At 62.7% G+C, this 22,513-nt stretch carries 22 protein-coding genes; 10 read left to right on the forward strand and 12 right to left on the reverse strand.

The window, feature by feature from the left end; translation table 11 throughout:
* Nucleotides 1-20: 20 nt before the first annotated feature.
* From G9463_RS01155 to G9463_RS01170, 4 genes are all read right to left on the reverse strand, one after another.
* Nucleotides 21-1,298 carry a type IV pilin gene (locus G9463_RS01155; protein ID WP_121302504.1) on the reverse strand — a complete coding sequence of 426 codons (1,278 nt, stop codon included), beginning with the start codon at nt 1,296-1,298 and terminating at the stop codon, nt 21-23.
* Nucleotides 1,299-1,359: 61 nt separating this feature from the next.
* Nucleotides 1,360-2,355, reverse strand: coding sequence for a TIGR00269 family protein (locus G9463_RS01160; RefSeq protein WP_007188697.1), 996 nt, complete (start codon nt 2,353-2,355; stop codon nt 1,360-1,362).
* 88 nt (nt 2,356-2,443) lie between these two features.
* On the reverse strand, nt 2,444-3,142 hold the full coding sequence (locus G9463_RS01165; RefSeq protein WP_165895744.1) for an alpha/beta hydrolase: 699 nt from the start codon (nt 3,140-3,142) through the stop codon (nt 2,444-2,446).
* Nucleotides 3,143-3,230: 88 nt separating this feature from the next.
* The gene (locus G9463_RS01170) at nt 3,231-4,256 is read right to left on the reverse strand and encodes a DUF2332 domain-containing protein (RefSeq protein WP_165895745.1); all 1,026 of its coding nucleotides are present in this window, start codon (nt 4,254-4,256) and stop codon (nt 3,231-3,233) included.
* A gap of 82 nt (nt 4,257-4,338) precedes the next feature.
* On the opposite strand from G9463_RS01170, the gene G9463_RS01175 reads away from it, so the two are divergent.
* The 4 genes from G9463_RS01175 to G9463_RS01190 all read left to right on the forward strand — a co-directional run bounded on the left by G9463_RS01175 (nt 4,339) and on the right by G9463_RS01190 (nt 7,183).
* Nucleotides 4,339-4,989, forward strand: a complete 651-nt coding sequence (locus G9463_RS01175) for a hypothetical protein (protein ID WP_004591112.1) — start codon at nt 4,339-4,341, stop codon at nt 4,987-4,989.
* A 364-nt stretch (nt 4,990-5,353) separates the two neighbouring features.
* Nucleotides 5,354-6,136 (forward strand): hypothetical protein, encoded by a 783-nt coding sequence (locus tag G9463_RS01180; protein ID WP_165895746.1) that lies wholly within the window; start codon nt 5,354-5,356, stop codon nt 6,134-6,136.
* A 38-nt stretch (nt 6,137-6,174) separates the two neighbouring features.
* Complete coding sequence (locus tag G9463_RS01185; protein ID WP_004958275.1) at nt 6,175-6,606, forward strand: CopD family protein; 432 nt, start codon at nt 6,175-6,177, stop codon at nt 6,604-6,606.
* The gene (locus G9463_RS01190; protein WP_165895747.1) at nt 6,599-7,183 is read left to right on the forward strand and encodes a hypothetical protein; all 585 of its coding nucleotides are present in this window, start codon (nt 6,599-6,601) and stop codon (nt 7,181-7,183) included. Before G9463_RS01185 ends, G9463_RS01190 begins: the two co-directional genes overlap by 8 nt.
* Here the strand turns inward: G9463_RS01190 and G9463_RS01195 are convergent.
* The 3 genes from G9463_RS01195 to G9463_RS01205 form a co-directional block, all read right to left on the reverse strand.
* Entirely contained in the window at nt 7,161-7,907 is a 747-nt protein-coding gene (locus tag G9463_RS01195) for a class I SAM-dependent methyltransferase (protein WP_165895774.1), read from the reverse strand. The two genes, G9463_RS01190 and G9463_RS01195, sit on opposite strands and share 23 nt — an antisense overlap.
* Nucleotides 7,908-8,000: 93 nt before the next feature.
* The gene (locus tag G9463_RS01200; protein WP_007188693.1) at nt 8,001-8,834 is read right to left on the reverse strand and encodes a deoxyribonuclease IV; all 834 of its coding nucleotides are present in this window, start codon (nt 8,832-8,834) and stop codon (nt 8,001-8,003) included.
* Between the two features lie 40 nt (nt 8,835-8,874).
* On the reverse strand, nt 8,875-9,192 hold the full coding sequence (locus G9463_RS01205; protein ID WP_004958282.1) for a hypothetical protein: 318 nt from the start codon (nt 9,190-9,192) through the stop codon (nt 8,875-8,877).
* Nucleotides 9,193-9,403: 211 nt separating this feature from the next.
* On the opposite strand from G9463_RS01205, the gene G9463_RS01210 reads away from it, so the two are divergent.
* Entirely contained in the window at nt 9,404-10,153 is a 750-nt protein-coding gene (locus G9463_RS01210) for a helix-turn-helix domain-containing protein (protein ID WP_127014236.1), read from the forward strand.
* Between the two features lie 39 nt (nt 10,154-10,192).
* Here G9463_RS01210 and katG read toward each other — a convergent pair whose 3' ends face one another.
* From katG to G9463_RS01230, 4 genes are all read right to left on the reverse strand, one after another.
* The gene (gene katG / locus G9463_RS01215; protein WP_004958285.1) at nt 10,193-12,340 is read right to left on the reverse strand and encodes a catalase/peroxidase HPI; all 2,148 of its coding nucleotides are present in this window, start codon (nt 12,338-12,340) and stop codon (nt 10,193-10,195) included.
* A gap of 380 nt (nt 12,341-12,720) precedes the next feature.
* A complete protein-coding gene (locus tag G9463_RS01220; protein ID WP_165895748.1) occupies nt 12,721-13,515 on the reverse strand; it encodes a biotin/lipoate A/B protein ligase family protein in 795 nt (264 codons plus the stop codon).
* Between the two features lie 450 nt (nt 13,516-13,965).
* Nucleotides 13,966-14,442, reverse strand: a complete 477-nt coding sequence (locus G9463_RS01225; protein ID WP_004958289.1) for a cupin domain-containing protein — start codon at nt 14,440-14,442, stop codon at nt 13,966-13,968.
* Nucleotides 14,443-14,586: 144 nt separating this feature from the next.
* On the reverse strand, nt 14,587-15,264 hold the full coding sequence (locus G9463_RS01230) for a helix-turn-helix domain-containing protein (protein WP_004958293.1): 678 nt from the start codon (nt 15,262-15,264) through the stop codon (nt 14,587-14,589).
* Nucleotides 15,265-15,352: 88 nt separating this feature from the next.
* Here G9463_RS01230 and G9463_RS01235 point away from each other — a divergent pair, with 88 nt between their 5' ends.
* The 4 genes from G9463_RS01235 (at nt 15,353) to G9463_RS01250 (ending at nt 19,283) form a co-directional block, all read left to right on the forward strand.
* Complete coding sequence (locus G9463_RS01235; RefSeq protein WP_165895749.1) at nt 15,353-16,990, forward strand: NADH-quinone oxidoreductase subunit D; 1,638 nt, start codon at nt 15,353-15,355, stop codon at nt 16,988-16,990.
* Nucleotides 16,991-17,054: 64 nt separating this feature from the next.
* Entirely contained in the window at nt 17,055-17,579 is a 525-nt protein-coding gene (msrA, locus tag G9463_RS01240; RefSeq protein WP_165895750.1) for a peptide-methionine (S)-S-oxide reductase MsrA, read from the forward strand.
* Nucleotides 17,576-17,995 (forward strand): thioesterase family protein, encoded by a 420-nt coding sequence (locus tag G9463_RS01245; RefSeq protein WP_127014231.1) that lies wholly within the window; start codon nt 17,576-17,578, stop codon nt 17,993-17,995. Before msrA ends, G9463_RS01245 begins: the two co-directional genes overlap by 4 nt.
* Before the next feature lie 103 nt (nt 17,996-18,098).
* Nucleotides 18,099-19,283: an AI-2E family transporter gene (locus tag G9463_RS01250; RefSeq protein ID WP_011223996.1), complete on the forward strand. Its 1,185-nt coding sequence runs from the start codon at nt 18,099-18,101 to the stop codon at nt 19,281-19,283.
* A gap of 3 nt (nt 19,284-19,286) precedes the next feature.
* On the opposite strand, the gene G9463_RS01255 is transcribed toward G9463_RS01250, so the two are convergent.
* Complete coding sequence (locus tag G9463_RS01255) at nt 19,287-20,519, reverse strand: DolP-mannose mannosyltransferase (protein WP_165895775.1); 1,233 nt, start codon at nt 20,517-20,519, stop codon at nt 19,287-19,289.
* Nucleotides 20,520-21,372: 853 nt separating this feature from the next.
* Here G9463_RS01255 and G9463_RS01260 point away from each other — a divergent pair.
* Nucleotides 21,373-22,281, forward strand: coding sequence for a serine/threonine-protein kinase RIO2 (locus tag G9463_RS01260; protein WP_165895751.1), 909 nt, complete (start codon nt 21,373-21,375; stop codon nt 22,279-22,281).
* Nucleotides 22,282-22,513: the final 232 nt, after the last annotated feature.

Below are 22,513 nucleotides of genomic sequence, written 5' to 3' on the forward strand. Positions count from 1 at the left end.
TTTTGCGGTCAGACACACCGTCAGACAGCACCAGTCTCGACGTCGCCGTCGATCTGTGAGCCGCCATCATCAGTCAGGAACTTCCGCTCCCAGTTCCCGGACGGCTGGTCGATATTGTCGATGTATTTCAGGTTCCCACTACTGTCACCGATGTAGACGAGTTCGCCGACGCCATCGTCGTCGATGTCCGCCGCGGCAGCCGATGACTGTTTCGCGCTCGGTGCGGTGCCGCTGACGGTATCACCGCTTTCGATTTTTTTGTCGCTACCGGCGTCGACCATGTGGATGTCGTTGCCGCCATCAACGACCGCAACGCGGGACTGGCCGTCACCGTCGAAGTCGCCCAGCGTGCCAGCTCCCATACCGGTGCTCGCGCCGAGCGTAGGACCGATTGCGGTCGGCGATCCACCCGGTGAGTCGTAGTACTGGAGCTGTGCGCTCGCGTCGGCGAAGACGAACTCGTCGTCCCCGTCAGCGTCGATATCGCCGACACCCAGTATCGCCGTGCCGCCGTCGCCGGGGTCAGCAATGTGCGTGGTCGATCCACCGACGGTCGAACAGTATATGTCATCGTCGTCGCCCGCGAAGAAGACGCCCGTACAGCCGCCCCATGTCCCGCTGGCGAGGCGGGTCTTGTCTGTGTCGATGCCGCTACCGGAGGGGATACTGGTGGTGACAGTTTCGACGGTGCCGTCAGTATCGACGATCTTGACAGCGCCGCCGCTCGTGGTGTACGGGACCTCGATGGTACCGTCGTTGTCGATGTCCGTCGCTGGGCCGAGCGCCGTTGGCTCGCTTGACGTCGAAAGAACCATCGTGTCCCCCGTAGCCCCGATTATCTGTCGGACACCGCCGCTGGAACCGGTGAACACCGTTCCGGTGGGAAGGGCACCCGCGACGAAGTCTGGATTGAACGTCGTCAGCACGTATGACGAGGGTGCGCCCTCGCGTTCGGTCCAGACGACGCGAACGGTGTCAGCCTGTGGTTCGATAGTGACTGCCTTGCCAGCAGCGAGTTCCGTACCGGCGAGGATATCGGGATTAGCCACGCCACGAAGCGTGAGCCGGTCGCCGTCAATGGTGTCACCGGATTCGTGAACGAGGTGGTACTCGCCCGCCGCTTCCGTTTGCTCCAGCGCGAGCTTGGCCTGTGGCACGGGGTCCTGTTCTCCGGTGAGCCCGAGGACGAACGCTGCTGAGACGGCAGACAGGACGACGAGAATTGCCACCAGTAGGACCGTCCCGATGACGGGCGAGACACCCCGTCCAGTGCGAGGGCCGGGCACGAGCCGACGCATTCGGCGTGGTTTAGAAGGTTCGATTGAAAAGTTCTTTGTCGCGTCAGTCGCGGTCTCTCGCTCAGACCGCTTCCAGCGCGTCCAGCAGATTGCACTTCCGGCAGAGGTCCCGCGCCGTCGGTGCGCCGCAGTTGTCACACTCGCCGTAGTCGGTGTCGCTGTTCTCGCCGCCGTAGGTGTCGGCAGCCAGTGCAGCGAGCTTCTCGTAGCCGGCCATGATCGAGTGGCGGGTTCCGGGGTGGTTCTCTTCGAGGCCAAGCATGAGCTCCTGTATCTCGCCGCGGTAAGCCTCCTCGGCGTGGGGACATTCGGTGATGTGCGCCGGGAGATCTTCGAACCGGGCGTACAGCGCGACTTCCTTCTCCGGGATGTCACGGAGCGGCTTGGCCCGTGGGATATGGTGGTCTTGCGCCTCACGCGTCTGCTCCGTCGGCGCGTCGGCGGACGAGTCGAACGGTCCCAGCGACGCTTCGAAATGCTTGGCGATCTGTGAGATATCGCCTTCGAGGAAGTTCATCAGTGCCGTCTCGGCCTCGTCGTCGAGGTTGTGGCCGGTCAGGAGTTTATCGGCGTCGAGTTCCTCGGCGTACTTCGAGAGGAGGTCACGGCGGAACACACCACAGTAGGCACAGGCGGCCATCCCTTCGGGGTCGTCCTCGACGACATCGTCCATCTGGACGCCGAACTCCTCGGCGTAGGAGACGGTGACGTGTTCGATGCCCAGATCGTCGGTCAGTTCTTCACAGGCCTCTAAGCTCGCGTCGCGATAGCCCTCAATGCCCTCGTGGATAGAAAGCGCAACCAGTTCGATGCGGGGGTCTTCGGCGAACGTGTCGTGCAGAATCTGCGTGAGAACGACGCTGTCTTTGCCGCCCGAGAGGCCGATGACCCACGTCTCGGGGTCCTCAACCGTGGCGTCGTCGGACACGAGGCCGTCCTCGCGGATGCGACGGCGGACCCGTTTCGTGACCGCTCGGCAGAGATGAGACTCACAGAGGTGAAGCCCGGAATAGGCCGCGTGTAACACCGCATTCTCGCCGCATTTGTCGCACTCCATCGTAGCGAGTAATCGTGGCCGCAATGGTGAGAGGGTTTCGTCTCGGCCTCGACGGACAGGGTCGCACCGAACCGGTCGCAGCCACACCTCACAGCGCGTCGGGGCCGTGCTGTAACGTGTCGATGACTGTCTCGGCGGTGTCCTCGCGGCCGCTCAAGGAGAACAGTTCGTGGCCGCCGTCATACAGCCGGATGCGGTCGGCCGGCAGGCGCTCCCCGACGGCACGCGGGTCGACAACTGTGTCCGTAAGTGAGCAAAACACCGCGGCAGTGTCCCGGGCCGGCGGCAGCGACCGCTGGGCACGAAACACCGTCCGAAGGAAGGCGGGCGAAACCGACGACGGAGCCTCCGCGAGTTGCTGGGCCGTCGCCAGGTCGCCGATAGCATCGGCGTCCAAGGTATCGATAGGGATGAACGGTTTCGTAATCGGGAGCGATGCGATAGCGTCGAGTACCGGCCCCGGAACCGGAAAGTCACTGTCCCACCAGGGGCTCAGGTACACTCGATTCCCAATACCGTCGGCGTCGAGATGGGCTGCTGTCAGTCCGCCCGCGCTGTGTCCAAGCAGGTCGAATCTGCCGAGGTCGGCGGCGTACTCCTGAACCGGACCGACCCACTCCCGCCGGTAGTCGGTGATGTGTGTCGGCAGTTCGACGGCGTGAACGCGGTACGCCGTGGTAAGCTGGTCGATGAGCCACTGGACAGTCCGGTGTCGACACCGGTTCCCCCAGCCGAGGACGAACAGGCAATCCTGTACAGCCCCCTCGTCGTACACGCGAATCTGCATACCCGACGTTCCCGCGGCGAGGACATAAGCCCGGGTGAACGCCTGACAGCCGTCCGTCGCGTTGTCGATATGGATCGCCCGTGCGCGCTCACGGCCGCCACGACAGCCACGCGCCGTGTGGCTCGTAGTCGACGAGGTGGGTCGTCTTGACGCCGTCACCACTCCAGCGCTTCCAGTCCAGTTCCACCGACTCGCCGCCTGACAGGTCCCGCCGACCGGTGAGCCAGTGAAGCTGGCGCTCGGCCATTTGCGCTTCGAGCAACGCCGTCAGCGCCTCGCTCAGTTCCGCCGGGACCTGATACAGCACGAGTGTGTTGACGACACAGACCGGGACGTCGGACGGAATCTCGTCGAGGACCGGCGGCAGGTCATCGAGCATGTCGCCCTCGATAAGCTCGGGTGGGTCGTCGTGTGCAACCGTCAGCGCACCGTCTAAGACGGCGCGCCGTTCCTCGTGTTCGGGCCAGACAAGTGCGCGGAGCCAGTCCCTGTCGGCCTCGTCGGTCACGTCGAGCGGATTGCGGTCGAGACCGACCCGGGAGCGGATAGCGGGCGGCGTTTCCGGGAGCGGCGGGTCGCCACGTCGGACGCGACTCCCGATGGTGACTGGCGAGTCGCTGTTGCCGACCACACGACCGTCGTAGTCGTAGCGGTAGCGGTCAAACAGCAGGTTCAGGCCGGCGCTCGGACCGAGTTCCACCAGCGCGAGCGGCCCGTCGGCGGCGCTTGCCACCTGTGCGATGGCCGGGTAGAGGACCGCACTGCGCCGTACCGCGTTCGTCTGCGTGCGCCGGGTCCGCAGGAGCGGCCGGATGGCGTCGGCATGGTCGAGACAGAACTCGCGGAAGGCTGGAAAGCACCCGTCGTCAGGGGCCCGAGATTCCGGAGAGATGCTCGGGTAGTACTCGGCCAGCCGATGGTCAGGATGCCGGTCGAGCAGGTAATGCACTGCGGCCAGCAGGAGGTGCGGGGCCTGGCGACCCTCGGGAACGGTCGCTGCGATGTCGAGGATATCGCTGTCTTCCGCCGCCTCGCGGCAGAGGTGAGCGTACAGCGGGGAGGAGTCGGTGGCCCACTCAGCCAGGTCCCGAAACTGTGCCTGAAGCGCTGACATATCCTCGTGGAGACAGCACAGTGGTATCAGTGTTCGCCTCCGGAGAGTCAGCGTTTAGGCCGCGCAACTGGTAGAGCAGGCAATGAGTCTGGACCGTCCGGAGGCCGTCGAGCGGGTCGAAGAAATCGTCGCCACAGTCGAGGACGAGACGATGCCGGTCCCGGTCCGCGAGGTGTGGGTGTACGGCGACGTAGCGCTCGGGTTGGACCCGGTCGAGCGGTTGGACGTGTACGTCACCAAAGACATTCTGTTCAAAGACGCGCCCGAGCGCGCCGAGGAGTTCCAGCGCAGTCACGGCGTCGACGGCGTCGGCAAGACCGTCCGGGCCGCGTGGGCCGACGAGCACCCCGAGTACATTCGCGCGAACGCCAACGGCCACGCCGCCCCCGAGAAGTGCCTCGCCGCCCACCTCCTGAACGACGACGAACCGGTCCATCTGGAAGTGTGTAACGCCTCCTTCGAGGACAACGTCACCCAGCGGCTCAAAGGGGCCAAGATGCGAAACGACTACGAGCAGATTCTGGACCCGCGCGGAGCCTGCCTGTGGCTCGACGGCGAACGGTCTCCCGACGCGTTCCAGAAGCTCCGGGACAACGAGTTCGTCTTCCCCACACTAACGCAGTCGCTGTCGATGCTCGGGATGGACGAGACGGAAGCTGGCGACGCTGCCGACGCGGTCAAAGAGTACCGAGCACAGCAGGAGGGAGCGACGGTTCGGGGCGACGTGGTGTAGGCAGTAGGCAGTCACAGCCGGCTTTGGCAGACCGATTACTGCAACCACGGGGTGTCGACTGTTGAAAACTGATGTCCGCAGGCGGGGCATTCAACGACCCGCGAACCGCTCCCGCCGTCGGCGACCGCAGTGAACCGGCGGCTCCAGGTCACGTGACGGCACTCCGGACAGCGGCGGACGAGCGGTGGTATCATGGGAAGGCGCGAATCGACACGTGTCGTTCGTAGCCGTTCGCCTTGCAAGGGTCTGTCGGCGGTCGACATCGCTCTGGGCGAGGTCACGGGCATGGACACAGTCCATGACAACTACAACGCGAGTTTGAGCGTACAGAAAGGATACATCCGCGCCGATCGGAGCGTCTCGTATGAACCGAACGAGACGCGAGACACTGGGGCTGGTCGGGGGCCTCGCGGCGACCGTCCTCGGCGGCTGTCTCGCTCCCGGGGCTGGCGGCGACGGCGGCGCGACGACGCCAACGCCGCGAAACGGCACCGACCAAGGCACACCGACCGACACCGAGAACGAAACCCCAACCCGGACGCCAAACAGACTCCCCGCTGGCGTCAAGCGGGTCGACGCGCCGCCGTACGACACTGAGGAGCCCAGGTGCTCGGGAGACGGGCAGAACGAGGACTACGACCCGCTGTACCTCTGTGCCAACATGCCGGCCGAGCCGTCGCTGGCGTTCGACCAGCGGCCGGCGCGGGGAACGGTGTTTCGCGAGGAAGGGCTACAGTTCTCTCCCGGCGACGACAGCGGCGGAAACGGCAAACAGCTCTATGCGACGCTGTTGACCGGGCCCGACGATGTCGACCGACTCGACGACGAGAGGGACGAAATTCACGCGTTCGTTTCGGAGACGGACTTCGAGCGCCGGGCCGTCCTTGTCGTCCAGACCGGCTGGGGATCGGGGTCGATACTGCCCCATCTGAAACGCATCGAGGCGACCGACACCGGAATCCGCGCCTTCGGCTGTTACACCCGGCCCTGCGTCTACACCGCCGATTACACCGCCCGCACAACGGTGGCACGGTTCGAGCGCCCAGACGCACTTGACAGCGGCGTCGTCAGCCTGACCGTCGACCCGTCGACGCGGTACAACGTGGCGACGGGCGAGGACGTGGTAACAATCGACCAGTCGAACTGACCCCGTGTTCTTTGCGACCTGCCGGTGAAGCGACAGCTATGGCAGCCCTCCTGATTCGAACCCTCCACGTGCTCGCGATGGCGGCCCTCGTCGGCGGCACGACCGTTCTCTGGTACAGCTATCGGAGCGGCGCTATTGCCTCGCTCGCGCCCGCGCAACAGTTTGAGTGGCTGTTCTGGGGCGGTGTCGGCGTACTCGTGTTCACCGGCATCGGGAACCTCGGCGCGCTCGGGCCGCCGGGTCCCGGAACCGACTGGGGACGAACATTGCTGGCGAAACTCGCCATCGTCGTTGTCCTCATCGGCGGGTCGGTCGTCCGTACGCTTTTGCTCGTCCGAGCCAGTGACCGCGAGGGCACGTTCGACGACCTACCCCCGGCCATTCAGCAAACGCTCTCGCGGGCCTACGGCGCGACGGCGGCCGTCCTCTTGAGCATCGTCGTCCTCGCGGAGGTCCTCGCGCATGGGTGAGAACCAGCGTGAGCGGGAAGCTATGGCGGAACGAGCGAGTGAGACCAAGCCAGCGCGCGACGCCAGACAGCGTTCTACGCGACCGGTGTCACTCGTGACGTGGACGCTCGCCACGTTCGACACCGCCCTGTTCGTCCTGCTCGGCGTCCTCGCCGCCCACGCGAGCGGTGGCCTCGCCGACCTGCTCGCCGGGCTGAACACCCTCGTCGGCGTCGCCGTCTTCTGCTATCTCTGGGCGCTGTTCGTCCTGGCCGTTCGGTGGGTCCACAGCCGGGTGGCACTTGTGGATGTCCCGCTGCAAACCCTCGTCCTCCACGGAGTTGCGGCCGGGAGTGTCGCAGGCGTCGCGTTCTTGCTGGGACTGCTCGCGGTGGCACTCGTCCCAACAATACAGAGCGGCGGGGTCAGCCTCCAGACCGTGGTACTGGTCCTGCTCATCGGAGCCGGTGTCGCCGCTATCGTCGGCGGCGTCGTCGGCCTGCTCGCCAGCCTGCTGGATATCGCAGTCTACGGACTGGCAGGCTCTCTGCTCCCCGAAGCCGGGGGCGAGCGGGTCACGGAATCTCGCCGACGGTGACGAAGAACGGCACGGTCTCGTGGCGCTCGTAGGCCTCGTCCTGCATCTGCTCGACCACGTCGCGGCCCATCGACCGCCAGCGCTCGCGGAGCGCGTCGTACTCGGCGGGCGTCGCATCGCCGTTGAGAATCGTCTCGCGGTCGTGAGCCAGCCCGGTCCCGGTCGCCTTCCGCCGGGCGGCCTGCATCGCCGCGTCGTCGTAGGGTGGTTCGATTTGCTGCTCCTGGTCGTACTGTGTCGTCGAAACGACGGTCAGCTCCGCATCGCTGAACACGTCGGCGGCGTCACTACCGAGGGTCACGTCTGTCCGCACTCCATCGAGAAAAAGCCGGCGAGCGCGGCGGGCCAGCATGGGCTCCGCGTCGACGGTCGACTCAACGGTGACGGCAGCGTTGTTCGGCTCGATGGCAGCCACCCGGTCGGTGGCGACGCGGGCGAACTCCCGGACCGCGACCTCGGGGTCGGGGAGGTTGATGAGCAGCGCCTGGCACACAACCAGGTCGAAGCTGTCGTCGTCGAAAGGGAGTTGCGTCGCGTCCCCGCAGACGGTCGGGTCGCCGGCGGCGGCCAGTAAGTCCGTATCGGCGTCGAGGCCGACGACCGTGCCGTCGGTCTCCTCGCGGAGGACACGGGTCAGTTCGCCGGTCCCACAGCCCACGTCGAGGACGCGCTCGCACTCGCCCAACTGCAGGTCTGAGAGCGCCTCGCGGGAGTCGGTCCACATCCCCCGGCGGGTGGTTTCGAGGTAGTCGGCGGAGAACCTGCGCACAGTTCCGCAGAGTCGAGTCGCCCTCAAAAGTACCGCGGTCGAAGGGCCTTATTCGCCGCGTAGTTCCTTGACGCGCTCGATGTTCCAGGCGAAGCTCTTGCCGTTCTCGGTCGGCGTCTCAAGCACCAGCGGTACGTCGCGGATGGCGTCGTGGTTGACGAACGCGCGCATGCCGTCCTCGCCGATGTGGCCCTCACCGATGTGGGCGTGTTCGTCCTTGTTCGTCCCGCACTCGTGTTTCGAGTCGTTGAGGTGGACACAGGCGAGGTCCTCAACACCGACGACCTCGTCGAACTCCGCGAGCGTCTCGTCGACAGCCTCGGGTGTCGAGAGGTCGTAGCCCGCGGCGAACATGTGGGCCGTGTCGAGACAGAACTCGATATCCTGGTCCGTGCGTTCACGGACCGTCGCCAGATGCTCGAACTGGCCGCCGAGTTTCGTCCCGCTACCCGCATCAGACTCGACCAGCACCGTGACGCCCTCGGGGATGTCGAGGTCGTCCAGCACGCTCGCGGCGTTGTCGAGGCCGCCGTCGACACCCGCGCCGGTGTGGGCGCCGAGGTGGACGTTGACGTACTCGATGCCCAATTTCGCGGCGGCGTCGACCTCCTTCTGCATGGAGTCCAGTGACTTCTCCCGGAGATCGTCTTTGGGCGTACAGAGATTGACCAGATACGACGAGTGGATGACCCACGGGCCGACGCCGTGGTCGGCTGCGAGGTCGCGGAACTGCTCGGCCTCGTCGTCGTCGATGTTCGGGTCCTGCCAGACCTGCGGCGAATGGGAGAATATCTGCCCGCAGTTGCCGCTGTACTCGACCTGTTCCTCGACGGCGTTGTAGACACCGCCGGCGATAGAGGTGTGTGCCCCGACTCGTACCATGCACACCGGTCAGTGATGCCCGACAAAAGAGGTTCCGGAGTCAGAGCCACTCGCGGGCGGGCGGAATCACGCCGAGACTCGACGTAACGAGGTAGACGCCAAAGCCGATGAAAACGGCGGAGACGAGCAACGAAATCGGTGTTACATCTGCAAGCAGTGCGGACACGCCGGTAGCAATCAGGACGATTCCGATGCCGACCAGCATGAGCGTCCCGAGCGCGCCGAGCACCGCGTCCTCGGCTGCGACACGGACAATCGCGTACAGTTCTTCCTCAGAAAGCGCTGCGACGGTGCCGTCAGTTGCTGGAGGGTCGGTGGAGGTGTCGACAGGGTCGTCATCAGCGGGGGACGAGACCATACCACCGCTTGGCCGGGATGTCACAAAACGGTGACGTAGGGCTGTTGTCACGACCGGTGACCAGTCCATCCCTGTAGCCCCGTCATTGCAGACGTACGGTCCGCAGTGGCGTGACTGTATAGTCTTATCAATAGCCAACTAAACAGAGTGAAAGGAGTTCGATGGACCAGTAACCGACTTATAGCAACACACCTAATTTAGTAATAGCCAGATGACCGAATCACAGGCCGCAGTCGCGGATACACGCGAGTTCGAGTTCGTCTTGCAGTTCGACGCAGGAGCTGATAAGCTGATGGACGTGTTTCGGCAACACGAGAGCCTCTCTGTGTGGTCCTCGGCCATCTTCGTCGGTGACGACCATATGTGGCGACTCGACCACGCGAAAGGGACGCCGGAGGCCCTGAACGCGTTCGACGAGGTCTTTCTGGACGAAGACCGCTGTAACGAGTGTTTCGACGTCGTGAGCTGTGATACGACGCGAACCTACCACATGCTGGACCGCGGGGAGTCGTCACGGACAGTGTACACGTTGCGTCGTGAACTCAGCGGCTGTCAGTCGCTGCCGAGTTTCCTGCACCGGCACGTCAGCGAAGGCACTATCTTCGAATCCCGACGGACGGGCAACGAGTACCGCTGGCGCGTTCTCTATCCGGGGTCCAACCCCATCGGCGAGGTGTACGACAAAATCGAATCGAGCCTCCGCGATGGCGTCACACTCTCAGTGTCCCATATCACCAGTGCCGGAAACTGGAAGGCCACTGAGCGAGTCGCAACGAACTTCTCGCCCCAGCAGTGGCGGGTGCTCAAGGCCGCCGTGACCCACGGCTACTACGAGCGACCGCGGGAAGTCTCTGTCAAGGACCTCGCATCGATACTTGACGAGCCCCGGTCGACCGTGCAGTACCAGCTCCGGACTGCCGAGGACCGCATCGTCTCGCAGTTTGTCGAGGAAACCCTCTGAGAGCGGATTGCGCGAGCAGAAACGCTACTCGCTGGGACCCTATTCGAGGTCGAAGCGGTCGAGGCGCATCACCTTGTGCCACGCGTCGACGAAGTCATCGACGAGTTCGGCCTCGGCGCCGTCAGCGCCGTAGACTTCCGCAATGGCGCGCAGGCGAGAGTGTGACCCGAATATCAGGTCGACGCGGGACGCCGCCCACGTCTGTTCGCCCGTTTCTCGGTCGTACCCCTCGAAGACATCTTTCGACTCCGAGACGGGCTCCCACTCTGTATCCATACCGAGAACGACCTCGAAGAAGTCGTTTGTCAACGTTCCCGGTTCGTCGGTGAACACGCCAAGGTCGGAGTCCTGATACGTCGCACCCAGCGAGCGGAGCCCGCCAACCAGCACGGTCATCTCCTCTGGAGTCAGGTCCAGCAGGTCCGCTCTGTCCACGAGTAGCTCTTCGGCCGGCACGTCAACGTCGTCACGGGCGTAGTTCCGGAACCCATCGGCCCTCGGCTTGAGCGCCTCGAAGGAATCGACATCGGTCTGTTCCGGCGTCGCGTCTGTCCGGCCCGGTTCAAACGGCACCGTCACATCGTAGCCGGCGTCGGCCGCCGCCTGCTCGACGGCCGCGTTGCCGCCCAGCACAATCAGGTCTGCGAGCGAGACACGCGTGTCATCGGTCCGGGCGCTATTGAATTCCGCCTGAATCTCTTCGAGCGTGGCGAGGACCGTTTCGAGTTGGGCCGGTTCGTTGACCTCCCAGTTTTTCTGGGGTTCGAGTCGGATGCGTGCCCCGTTCGCGCCGCCGCGCTTGTCGCTGTCGCGGTAGGTCGATGCCGACGCCCAGGCAGTCTTCACGAGCTGGGAAACGGTGAGGTCCGTTTCGAGGATGTCCGTCTTGAGCTCGGCGACTTCCTCGTCCCCGATCAGGTCGTGGTCGACATCGGGTACGGGGTCCTGCCAGATCATCTCTTCGTCGGGGGCGTCCGGACCGAGGAACCGCTCGGGCGGGCCCATGTCGCGGTGGATAAGTTTGTACCACGCCCGCGCGAAGTTGATGCCGAACTCCATCGGGTTCTCCTGGAATCGCTCCATCACCTCGCGGTAGTCCGGGTCCCGCTTGAGCGCGATATCGGTCGTGAGCATCATCGGCGTCTGCTTTTCGGATGGGTCATGGGCATCTGGGACTGTATTCGCAAGTGCCTCGTCCGTCGGCGTCCACTGCCACGCCCCGCCGGGTCCTTTCTCGGGTTCCCACTCGTAGTCGAGGAGATTGTCGATGTATCCGTTGTCCCACTCTATCGGTGCCTGCGTCCAGGGGCCTTCGATACCACTGGTGATTGTATCGCCGGCCTTCCCGGAGCCGTAGTCGTTCTCCCAGCCCAGCCCCATCTGTTCGATTGGCGCGTCCTCGGGAACGTCGCCGAGGTTCTCCTCGGGGTCGTCGGCACCGTGGACCTTCCCGAACGTGTGGCCGCCAGCGATGAGTGCCGCCGTTTCCTCGTCGTTCATCGCCATCCGACCGAACGACTCGCGGATATTTTCCGCGGACGCGAGCGGGTCCGGGTTGCCGTTTGGCCCCTCTGGGTCCACGTAAATCAGCCCCATCACCGCAGCACCCAGAGGCTCTTTGAGTTCGCCGTCGTCAGTACGCCGCTCGGACTGATGGGCTTCCATCTCGTCTTCGGGCCCCCAGTCGACTGCTTCGTCGGGTTCGAACGCATCTTCGCGCCCGCCGGCCCAGCCGAACGTCTTGAGCCCCATCGATTCGATGGCGTGGTTGCCAGCCAGCACGATCAGGTCGGCCCACGAGAGCTTGCGGCCGTACTTCTTTTTGATTGGCCAGAGCAACCGACGCGCCTTATCCAGGTTCGCGTTGTCCGGCCAGCTATTGAGCGGTGCAAAGCGCTGGCGGCCACCGGACGCACCACCGCGGCCGTCGGTGGTGCGGTATGTCCCGGCGCTGTGCCAAGCCATCCGAATGAACAGCGGCCCGTAGTGGCCGTAGTCAGCCGGCCACCAGTCCTGTGACGATGTCATCAGCTCTTCGAGGTCAGCTTTCACCGCGTCGAGGTCGAGTTCCTGAAATTCTTCAGCGTAGTCGAACCCTGTCCCCCGCGGGTCAGCGTCACGCGCGTTCTGGTCGAGAATATCTAGACGCAGCTGGTTTGGCGACCAATCTTGGTCTCGTTTAGCCATCAACGAACACTTGCTGGGTGAAGGCATTAGCACTGTTTTTAGCATTAGACAAGATCTTGCCAGCGTACGATTCGATTGGGGTTCTTGCACTGAGAGAGTTAGTCCAGTATACCGCTCCCAAAGCGCTCAAAACGTAATTAAGCGAAACCTGCGAGCCGCCGTTCACTGCTGAAATCTCCAAATAGCTCTCCGTGGGCCGCCCAAAGTGTTAGCGTATGCTAGCTTCTGCTGCACGGTTCGACCGTCCAGTGAGAGTTATAAAGCGACTTTGATACGATGGCCAATTCGTTTCACGACGTGGCCTCACCTCGTGACTACGGCAACGGAGTCAGCGGACTCGTCGCTGTGGAACCACAACCCCCGACCGTTCCGGAGTGGTATCATGGGGACCGTCGAATCCACTCGTCTGCGTCAAACTTCTCTTTCGCGTGCTCGCGTGTGCGTGCCAGTTCGTCGTCCGTCCACGACCCCGCCGTCGCGTCGACCCACTCGGCCAGCGTCGAGCGGAGCGTCTCGACAGCCTCGGCACGGTCGATGTCGGCGTATTCGTCTATCGCTCCGACGCGCTCGGTGAACCGCTCCGAGTCGGGGTCGGCGGTGAAACAGCCGCAGTGGCGGTCGGGGCGCAGCGAGACGGACAGAGAGCCGTGCTGGATGACGGCGTCTTTCTGGCGGTACTGCGCGTTCCCGCTGAGTTTGCGGCCATCGGGACCGACGATATCGTGGGCCGGATGGAGTTGCCGCAGGTAACAGGCCGGCTGGTGGACCGCCGACCGCTCGTCGTCGGCAAACGACGCGTCGACGCCCATGCGCTCGAACGCTTCGAGCACCGGCTCACAGAACTGCTCGTAGCACGCCATCAGGTCGCCCGGCACGGCCTCGGCCGGCGCGATGATGCCATAGGAGATGTCCGCCACGCTGTCGTGATAAATTGCGCCGCCACCGGTGGGCCGTCGCGTTACACCAACGTCCTCGCGCTCGCAGAACTCCCAGTCGATGGTGTCGGGGTCCTGCCCGTAGCCCAGCGACAGCGTATCGGGCCAGGTGTACACTCGCACCGTTGCCGGACCGCCCGCGGCGACGGTTTCGGCAGCGGCCGCTTCCAGTGCCATCGTCATCGGTCCGGGTCGTGTTTCCTCGCCGATGACGCGCCACTCCAGGTCGGCCAGTGACATACCCGGGCTTCGTGACGCGATGCGATATGAATTGCGGGCTAGCAGCGGGTGGAATGACTGACGGGGTCGTTGTTTATGCAAAGAGCCAGAAAGCCCCGGCCGGCTGAACTCGGGGGGCTCGCTGCGCTCCTTGTCACTCCCTCCGGTCGTTCCTGTGGTGCTTACATCGCCCGCCTTCGTCCAGCCGCCCACCGGGAGACCTGCGGTCTCCCGAGCAGTCGGCGCACAGCGCCGACAACGCCCCTTTCAGTCCCGCCCAGCATTCTTTGTCCAACCGGCTACGGGTGGGACTGAAAGGGGCCGCTCGCTCGACGTTCGAGGCGATGCAAGCACTGACGAGCGACGTTGAGGAGCGAGGAAGCGCGCAGCGAGTCGCAGGAGTTGAGCGAGCGGGGGCTTTCTGGCTGTACAAACACCCGTTACCAATCACGAGAGCGACAGAAGTGGGTCCTAGCCCTGAACGTTCCCGCACTCGGTACAGGTCAGTTCGAACCGACCGTCGGCGAGGGCGACGCTCTGGGTGGTTTCCGTGTCGCACTCTGGACAGTGCGCTCTCGATTCGATGGCGTCCCAGTCGTGGGTCGCGCCGGGCGCGCCAAAGGCCCAGCCGATGACGCGCTCGTCGCCGGAGTTGTACCCTTCCTGAAACTCGCCGGGCTCGAAGCGAATCAGTTCGCCGCCCGAAACATCGACTTCCTCGCGGTCGAGGCCGACCTCGAAGGTGGTCTGTCCCTGTTCGATGTAGAACACCTCTTCCTGGTCGTGATGGCGGTGGAGGCTCCCCGAGAAGGAGTCGCCGGGTTCGAGTTCGAAGTAGTTTGCCGCGAAATGCTCGGTCCCGAGTGTCCGGGAGACAGGCTTGCGGATGTCGTGTACCTGCATCGGATTCCGTTCGACCGGTACGTCGTCGATAGTTACTGTGTTCATGATCGGTGTTGTCCTGAGTCGGGCTACCGCTGGCCCCTGTGATGCGTTCGCAATCCAGCATTAGAAGGCACTGTTCCGGAGTTTATAGTTTTTCGGGACAGCATACGGTGGGCAACCGCTCCGACAGTTCCCGGGCAGAACGGACTACGCCGTCGATGCGGGACGCTGTTCGAGTATGTCAGCCATCACGCGGGCCTCAGCTTTCCGGAGGTGTTCAGCGGCAGTTCCGGGTGCACAGCCGAGTTCATCGGCGACATCGTCGACGCCGCCTTCGCGAGTGTCGCCGTAGTACCCACAGTCGACGGCGGCGGCGACGGCCTCGAACTGCCGGTCGGTGAGCGCCGCGCCGGTGTCGAGCCGCCGGCTGTCGTACTCCCCCACCTCCCGAACGTCGACGGAGACGCCGTCTGGCACCGTCTCGACTGCCTGCTGGACCGTCCCGCCCGGACCGACCAGCGTGAGTCCGACAGTGCCATCGGTGCGGTATGCGACCGGCGAGACGATGACTAGACCGGCCCGCGTGAGGGCGTCGACGAGGTCGTGACCGGTCGCCGACGGCGAATCCTGTACGTAGAGGAAGAACGTCTCGTCGGGACACGTCGAGATAGCATATTCCCGGACGGTTTCGGCCTGTTCCAGCGCCACTCGGTAAGGCTCCGGCGGGAAGCCGTCGACGTGAAACAGCAGCGTCTGGAGGTCGGAACCGATGTCGTTGCCCCGGAGGAGATAGCTCGCCTCGTAGCCGTCGTGCTCAACGACGAACTGGTGCATCGAGTGGCGGACCTCAGGGGCCATCCACAGCGAGAGCGTGACGTATTTCATACCTGGCTGTTCCGAGCAGTATTTAAAATAACCTCGGGCATGAGGGGACAGGTCGAGGGACGCAAACGCCGAACGCACGGTCACGGAGATGGCCCAGACAGTCCACCGAACCGACGATGTCCATCCGCTTATCGAGCCGATCGCCGACCACATCCTTTCCACCGAACGCCACGAGAACGCCCCGGCTGCTGTCATCCGTGCTGACGAGGTCCAGACCGTCCTCTCGACGCTTCGAACCGAGGCCGGTCTGGACCACTGCGCCTGCGTCACAGCCCAGGAGTACGCCGACCGGTTCGAGACGATCTATCACCTGCGACGCTACGCCGACCCGACACAGGAACTCTCGGTCGTCGTCCCGACGGCCAGAGAGTCGCCGACCAGCGAGTCAGCCGTGCCCGTGTATCCGACGGCAGCGTGGCACGAGCGGGAGGCGTACGATTTGGTCGGTATCGAGTACGAAGACCATCCCGACCTCCGGCGGATTCTCCTGCCCGAGACCTGGCAGGGCCACCCACTGAGCCGGGACTACAATCAAGACCAGCCACAAATCGTCTCCTTCCGCGAACACGAGCGCCTGCTCGAAGACCACCGTGCGGGACCGGAGACGATGCACATCAACATGGGACCACACCATCCCTCGACACACGGCGTCTTGCACTTGAACGTCCAGCTCGATGGCGAACAGGTAGCGGCCGTCGACCCTGACATCGGCTACATCCATCGCTGTGAAGAACAGATGTGCCAGCAGGGGGCCTACCGCCACCAGATCATGCCCTACCCGGACCGTTGGGACTGGGGCGGGGCCGGGCTGCTGAACGAGTGGGCGTACGCCCGTGCGGCCGAGGCCCTCGCCGACATCGAGGTGCCGGCGTATGCCCAGGTCATCCGGACGATGGGCGGCGAACTCTCGCGAATTCTCTCGCACATGCTTGCGGTCGCGACCTACGCGCTGGACGTGGTCGGGGAGTTCACCGCCACCTTCCAGTGGGGGGTCCGGGACCGCGAACTCGTGCAGGATATCCTCGAAGACCTGACCGGCCAGCGGCTGATGTTCAACTACTTGCGGCTGGGTGGTGTCGCCTGGGACTTGCCCGAACCTCGCGATGCGTTCTTCGAGAAGATACGTGCGTTCCTCGACGATCTGCCCCATAAGCTCACTGAGTACCACGACATGCTCACCAGCAACGAGATCCTTCAGCTACGGACGATTGACACGGGCCACCTCTCGGCCGAGACCGCGAAGGCCTACGGCTGTACCGGCCCGGTCGCCCGAGCGTCCGGCGTCGACTACGACCTTCGTCGGGACGACCCATACGGCTACTACGACGAACTTGACTGGTCGGTCGTCACCGAACAGGGCGGCGACAACTTCTCGCGCCTGCTCGTGCGCCTGCGCGAAGTAGAGGAATCGGCGAAGATTATCGGCCAGTGCGTCGACCTGCTGGAGGACTGGCCCGAGGACGACCGCGAGATACAGGCAAACGTCCCCCGCACGCTCCGGCCAGACCCTGACACCGAAATCTACCGCGCCGTCGAGGCCGCGAAAGGCGAACTTGGCATCTACATCCGTTCTGATGGGACGGAGACGCCGGCGCGGTTCAAGATTCGCGGCCCCTCCTTCTCACACGTGCAGGCACTGTCCGAGATGGCTCGCGGTGAATACGTGCCAGACCTCGTCGCGACAATCGGCAGTCTGGACACAATCATGGGCGAGGTCGACCGATAGGCCGGCACCCATCTGCGACGACCACAGCCAGTGAGTTTTGTACGCCGGGCACGTACGACCGATGATGACTGAACAAGCGACATTCGCGGGCGGTTGCTTCTGGTGTACGGAATCGGTGTTCAAGCAGATCAACGGGGTGACCGATGTGGTTTCGGGCTATGCCGGCGGCCACGTCGCTGACCCCAGCTACGAGGCGGTCTGCCGCGAGGAAACGGGCCATGCCGAGTGCGTACAGCTCACCTACGACCCCGAGGAGGTGAGCTACGAGGACCTGCTCGCGGTCCACTTCACAACGCATACCCCGACGACGAAAGACCGGGAAGGCAACGACGTTGGCACGCAGTACCGCTCGGCTGTGTTCTACCACGACGAGGCTCAGCGCGAAACTGTCGAAGCCCTCATCGAGGAGATAGAGCCGGGCTACGACAGCGATATCGTCACCGAAGTCGAGCCGCTGGAGACATTCTATCCCGCCGAGGAGTATCACCAGGACTACTTCGAAAAGAACCCGGACCAGAGTTACTGTCAGTTGACCATCCCGCCGAAAATCGAGAAGCTCAAACAGAAACACGCGGAATTGCTGGCATGAGCTTCGAGTACACGACGGAAGTCGAGGTCCGGTACACGGACATCGACACGTACGGCCACGTCAACAACGCGACGTATGCGACCTACTTCGAGGAGGCTCGCATCGACTACCTGCACGACGTGGTCAACTGTGGCGAAGCGCTGCTCTCGGGCAGCGAGTCGGGCACCGGAATGGTCATCGCAAACCTCGAAGTCGATTACATCCAGCCGGTCCAGATCAGTGACTCAGTCGCCGTTGCCGTCCGGGTTCCACGACTGGGTGAGAAGAGCTTCCCCTTCGAGTATGAGGTCCGGACCGAAGATGGGGTTGCTGCGACCGGGGAAACAACCGTCGTCACATACGATCGCGACACGGAATCCTCGCGCCCGATTCCCGAAGACTGGCGGGACGCGATCACGAAATTCGAGGGGCTGTAGCCACAGCCGATAGCGAGAACCATCCATTTTGCTCCGTCCAACGTAGAAACCGTCGGGCCGACCGGTGGTTTTACTTTTTATCCAGATGTTGTACTGAAAACATATGGAATACAGTACCGACCTCGGACGGCGCGTCCTCCTCACCCTCGCGGGCGTCGCACTCCTCCTCGTGGTCGGGCTCGTCCTGTCCCAGTTCCTTCCGACGCTCGTGTTTACCGTCTTTCTGTACTATGCCAGCCGACCGATTTATCGACGGCTCGGACGGCTTCCGCTGCCCAAGTCGTTCCTGAAGCGGGCCGTCCCCTACCAGAAGCAGGTCCATGCGGCCGCCACGATTTTCTTCTTTCTGTTGCCGTTTGTGGTTCTGGTCGGCTACACGCTCGTCCTCGTTATCCCTGAGCTACAGTCGTTCTTCGGCGAGGGTGGCCTGGGTGCGGCGTACCTCTCACAGTTTCAGGAGCTGCAGGGTGGCTCGCCGCCGGGACCGCTCGCTGACCTCGGCTTCTCAGAGGTGCTGGCAATGGGGCCGGCTGAGGTGATCGACCTGTTGCGAAACGCGACAGTCCAGTCGTGGCTGGGACGAGTCTCTGATACGCTCATTGGATCGTTGAGTCTGCTCACGTCGCTACTGCTTCGCGTGTTCATCATGTTCGCTGGAACGTACTACCTGCTTACCGACGGACCGCGGCTTGTCGGCTGGTTTCTCGACACCTTCGACGGGTCGGGTGTCCTTCGCGAGTACGCGGCGGCAGTCGACGAGGAACTGTCTTCAATTCTCTTCGGAAACATCCTGAACGCACTGGTGACCGGCGTCATCGGGATTTTCGTGTTCTCGCTGTACAATCTGGTCGCTCCCGGCTCAGTACAGATTCCGTTTGCGCCACTTGTCGGCGCACTCACCGGCATCGGCAGCCTCATTCCCGTGGTCGGGATGAAAATCGTCTACCTGCCCGTCGCTGTGCTGCTTGCGGTCTCCGCGGTCGTCACGGGGCAGACGGCGGCCCTGGCCTGGGTTGCCCTCTTCCTCGTGGTCACACTGGTCGTCGTCGACACTATCCCGGATTTCCTGATTCGGCCGTACGTCAGTGGCGACCTGACCCACGTCGGCCTGTTGATGTTCGCGTACATCCTCGGTCCCATCGCCTTTGGCTTCTACGGCATCTTTTTGGGTCCGATGCTGCTGGTCCTTGCCGCCCAGTTCTTCCGGATTATTGTCCCCTACATCATTACGGGCACAGTCGAAACGACACAGACGTCGCTCTCCGAATACGACTCCGGGGAGTCGTAACTGCTACCCGTTCCTGAGTCGGGCGCTGGCAGTCCCGAAGTCGAGACAGCGACTGTCTACCGACGAATCGATTCGGTCGAGCCACCGTAGCTCCATCACCGAGAGGCGGTAGTGACACGTCGATGGCTCGGCCTGTTGCCAGTAGAGGTACCGGACGTCGGGTACTGGTTCGGCCTCGTCGTATGCCGCTGGGAGGTCGTGGGTTTCGAGATCTGACATCGGTTCCGGGCCCGGTGTCTCGACGGGTGTGAAGATAACGCCAACGCTACCGAGGAAGACGACATTCACAACGAGGACCAGCGCAAGGATGGCGCTGAGATACTGTGTCTGTTGCCGGTCCCGAAACACTGTCGCAACCATCCCGAGCCCGATTGCGACGAACGCAAGCCCCGGAATGAGGTCTGTGTAGCCACCGGTCTCGAAATCAACGAACAGTATCAGAAACACAAACCACGCTGTGCCGACCGGAATCCACCATTCGGTGCGTCCGACAACACCGTCAGTACCAGTGAAACAGTGTCGAGCGGTGTGAGCGAGGCCAAGTCCACCAAGCACGACGAACGGTGACGCCCATTTGAAGTGGACAACACCGGCCACAAACCGAGCGAGCAACGACGCGTGTTCCTCCGTCTGTAACGGGACGAGGAAAACCTGAACGACCATCTCCGAGGCCGAATGCCACAGGAGAAACACCGGCAGCAACATGACGATGGTAAAACCGAGGCCACCGGCGACGACACGCTCAAGCGCCCGCATGTCGCGCCGCTGGACCGCTAAACCGACCAAAATCAGCGGGAAGATGGCTCCTGCCTGCCAGTATCCCACGCTGGCTGCCGCAGCCACACCGCTCAGTGCCGGGTAGCCACGCGTGTACAGATATATCGCTAGTAGCCCACAGAGAACGAGAAGATATTTCGCTTTGAACCCATACGCCGGACGGACAGCAAACCCCGGCAACAGGAACATCGACAGACCAGCCAGCGGCGCAACGATATCGTCGCCAGTGATGTCGTAGACGAGCATCACAACGAGTGCAACGATTGCACACACCGCGCCGCTCATCAGCACCACGCTGAGGAGGTGGAGGCGATACATATCGCCGCCAGATAGCAACGCCAGTACCCCCGCCGTCTCGTAGGACAGCGGCAACTTCGGTTCCCAGGCATCGACGTACAACCGGCCACCATGTGTCAGGTACCAGCCGAGATGCTCGAAGATTCCAGCGTCGGGTGCCATGGGTGGTCGAGTAGAATCGAGTGTGATTGTCACGAAAAAGTACAACTGTGTGCCAACGGCGAACAGCACTGGAAACGCGAGCCGTCTATCGTGGGGTCGAAGAGCAAGCGAACGAAGCAGATCCCTGAGCTGGTCTTTGTTTCGTCTGCTCACATGGTTTGTTTGTGTTCAGGTGGCCAAAAGTATAGACTAATTTAGAACATGTGCAGTAGCTGAAAGCAGTCACTGTTCGCATTACATATACAGTCACCGTGGTTAGGATTGTATTTGTAGATTGCTGTGTAGCTCGCAACCCATTTCAGACACAGTTCGTATGAATAGCTACAACCGTTCAGAGACCGCTTTCGTGCGTACTCAGTCCTAGTTTGAGTACGGAACGGTGGTACAGCAGTGATGCCCGGTCAATAGTACTGTTATATCGAACGTGTACTCATGTGGGTTAAACTTCCCCTACTCGGCGTGATGGCGTCGCAGGCACTGTTTCGCTCCCGAAGCAGCGAAAGCAAGTGTCGTATCAGAGTAGTTAGATACCGAATATTGGAACTGGTATATTTTGCCCAAGCGAACTCCAGTCTATTACGAGCGCGCTGCCTTCTTGGATTTAATTAAACACGGCGACGGCGACTGTGTTTGAAACGCCAATCGGTACAGAACTACCGTACGGAGCCGTACCAGTACTTCACGGAACTGGACCCGCTTGCACAACAGACGGTACTGATCGGCACATCGGCAGTCAGGTAGCAAACCAAGAGCGGCGAGGACAAAGCTCAATTTAGTATAGCAATTACCAGTTTATCGGCGCCATTCACCGAACGCGTCGGCCTTTTACGAGTACGCCGAGTAGAGGGACCTAATGGTCCAGAACGTGGCTTCAGTGATGGTGGAGCTGGAACCCGGGGACTTCCATCTGCTCTCTGGCGTCGAACAGGGGATGCGGTTCTCGGAGTACGTCGCCCGCGAGAAGTTGACCGAGTTCTCCCGGCTGACGACAGAAGATGTCGACTACCGGCTTGACCGGTGTGCGGACCGGGGACTGGTCGAGCGAAAAACCATCCAGTACGAAGGGTTCAAACTCACTTTTGAAGGGTACGATACGCTTGCGCTGCATACCTTTGCTGAGCGAGACACAATTGAAGGAGTGGGATCGCCGCTGGGCGTCGGCAAGGAGAGCGACGTGTACGAGGCCCAGTCGTACAAACCGGTGGCGCTGAAATACCACCGCGAGGGGTACACCAATTTCCGCGAAGTGATGAAAGAACGAGAGTACACCGCCGACCGAGACCATGTCTCCTGGCTCTACACCGCCCGGAAGGCCGCCGAGCGGGAGTACGATGCCCTCGAGACGCTGTATCCGAACGTGTCGGTCCCACAGCCAATCGACACGAACCGCCATGCGATTGTCATGGAGAAAATAGATGGCGTCGAGCTCTCCCGAACGAAACTCGAAACAGCACAGGTACTACCGATTCTGGATCTCGTGCTTGAGGAGATGCAGACGGCCTACCGCGAGGGGTACGTCCACGCGGACATGAGCGAGTACAACGTCTTCGTCACGAACGAGGGTGTCGTCGTCTTCGACTGGCCACAGGCAGTCCCGACCGACCACGAAAACGCCCGGGAACTGCTAACTCGCGATGTCGAGAACATCGTGAGCTACTTCGAACGAAAATATCCGCAGGAAATCAGCAACGTCGACAGGGACGCAGTCGCCGAACGGCTGGCGACCGACGCGTTCGATTCGATTACCGAATTTACTGAGTAGCGGCGTTTTGGCCGCTAATTGCTCTCTTCTGGCGGTTCACAGACGACTCGGAGCTGGGCCGATCGTCGCTCGGATAAATCCTATAATGCGATATCGAATTAGACAAAACCGTGCTGGCCGGGTCGATTCGAGACAGCGGTGATGGAGGCGAGTCTTTGCCGGTAGCGGGGCTGAGTGCTGTGCGACGGACCCACTTCGTTGGACAGCAGGTTTGAATGTTCCAGATGTACCG

Source organism: Haloarcula sp. JP-Z28, assembly GCF_011440255.1.
GTDB lineage: Archaea > Halobacteriota > Halobacteria > Halobacteriales > Haloarculaceae > Haloarcula > Haloarcula marismortui.

Bases quoted from the DNA above. Each gene is read 5' to 3' on its own strand.
- G9463_RS01160 (WP_007188697.1), bottom strand. From the start codon at position 2,355: ATGGAGTGCGACAAATGCGGCGAGAATGCGGTGTTACACGCGGCCTAT.
- G9463_RS01235 (WP_165895749.1), top strand. From the start codon at position 15,353: ATGGCCCAGACAGTCCACCGAACCGACGATGTCCATCCGCTTATCGAG.
- katG (WP_004958285.1), bottom strand. From the start codon at position 12,340: ATGGCTAAACGAGACCAAGATTGGTCGCCAAACCAGCTGCGTCTAGAT.
- G9463_RS01225 (WP_004958289.1), bottom strand. From the start codon at position 14,442: ATGAACACAGTAACTATCGACGACGTACCGGTCGAACGGAATCCGATG.
- G9463_RS01245 (WP_127014231.1), top strand. From the start codon at position 17,576: ATGAGCTTCGAGTACACGACGGAAGTCGAGGTCCGGTACACGGACATC.
- G9463_RS01180 (WP_165895746.1), top strand. From the start codon at position 5,354: ATGAACCGAACGAGACGCGAGACACTGGGGCTGGTCGGGGGCCTCGCG.
- G9463_RS01165 (WP_165895744.1), bottom strand. From the start codon at position 3,142: ATGCAGATTCGCGTGTACGACGAGGGGGCTGTACAGGATTGCCTGTTC.
- G9463_RS01250 (WP_011223996.1), top strand. From the start codon at position 18,099: ATGGAATACAGTACCGACCTCGGACGGCGCGTCCTCCTCACCCTCGCG.
- G9463_RS01175 (WP_004591112.1), top strand. From the start codon at position 4,339: ATGAGTCTGGACCGTCCGGAGGCCGTCGAGCGGGTCGAAGAAATCGTC.
- G9463_RS01260 (WP_165895751.1), top strand. From the start codon at position 21,373: ATGGTCCAGAACGTGGCTTCAGTGATGGTGGAGCTGGAACCCGGGGAC.
- G9463_RS01190 (WP_165895747.1), top strand. From the start codon at position 6,599: ATGGGTGAGAACCAGCGTGAGCGGGAAGCTATGGCGGAACGAGCGAGT.
- G9463_RS01230 (WP_004958293.1), bottom strand. From the start codon at position 15,264: ATGAAATACGTCACGCTCTCGCTGTGGATGGCCCCTGAGGTCCGCCAC.
- G9463_RS01200 (WP_007188693.1), bottom strand. From the start codon at position 8,834: ATGGTACGAGTCGGGGCACACACCTCTATCGCCGGCGGTGTCTACAAC.
- G9463_RS01255 (WP_165895775.1), bottom strand. From the start codon at position 20,519: ATGGCACCCGACGCTGGAATCTTCGAGCATCTCGGCTGGTACCTGACA.
- G9463_RS01210 (WP_127014236.1), top strand. From the start codon at position 9,404: ATGACCGAATCACAGGCCGCAGTCGCGGATACACGCGAGTTCGAGTTC.
- G9463_RS01220 (WP_165895748.1), bottom strand. From the start codon at position 13,515: ATGTCACTGGCCGACCTGGAGTGGCGCGTCATCGGCGAGGAAACACGA.
- G9463_RS01185 (WP_004958275.1), top strand. From the start codon at position 6,175: ATGGCAGCCCTCCTGATTCGAACCCTCCACGTGCTCGCGATGGCGGCC.
- G9463_RS01155 (WP_121302504.1), bottom strand. From the start codon at position 1,298: ATGCGTCGGCTCGTGCCCGGCCCTCGCACTGGACGGGGTGTCTCGCCC.
- G9463_RS01195 (WP_165895774.1), bottom strand. From the start codon at position 7,907: ATGTGGACCGACTCCCGCGAGGCGCTCTCAGACCTGCAGTTGGGCGAG.
- msrA (WP_165895750.1), top strand. From the start codon at position 17,055: ATGACTGAACAAGCGACATTCGCGGGCGGTTGCTTCTGGTGTACGGAA.
- G9463_RS01170 (WP_165895745.1), bottom strand. From the start codon at position 4,256: ATGTCAGCGCTTCAGGCACAGTTTCGGGACCTGGCTGAGTGGGCCACC.
- G9463_RS01205 (WP_004958282.1), bottom strand. From the start codon at position 9,192: ATGGTCTCGTCCCCCGCTGATGACGACCCTGTCGACACCTCCACCGAC.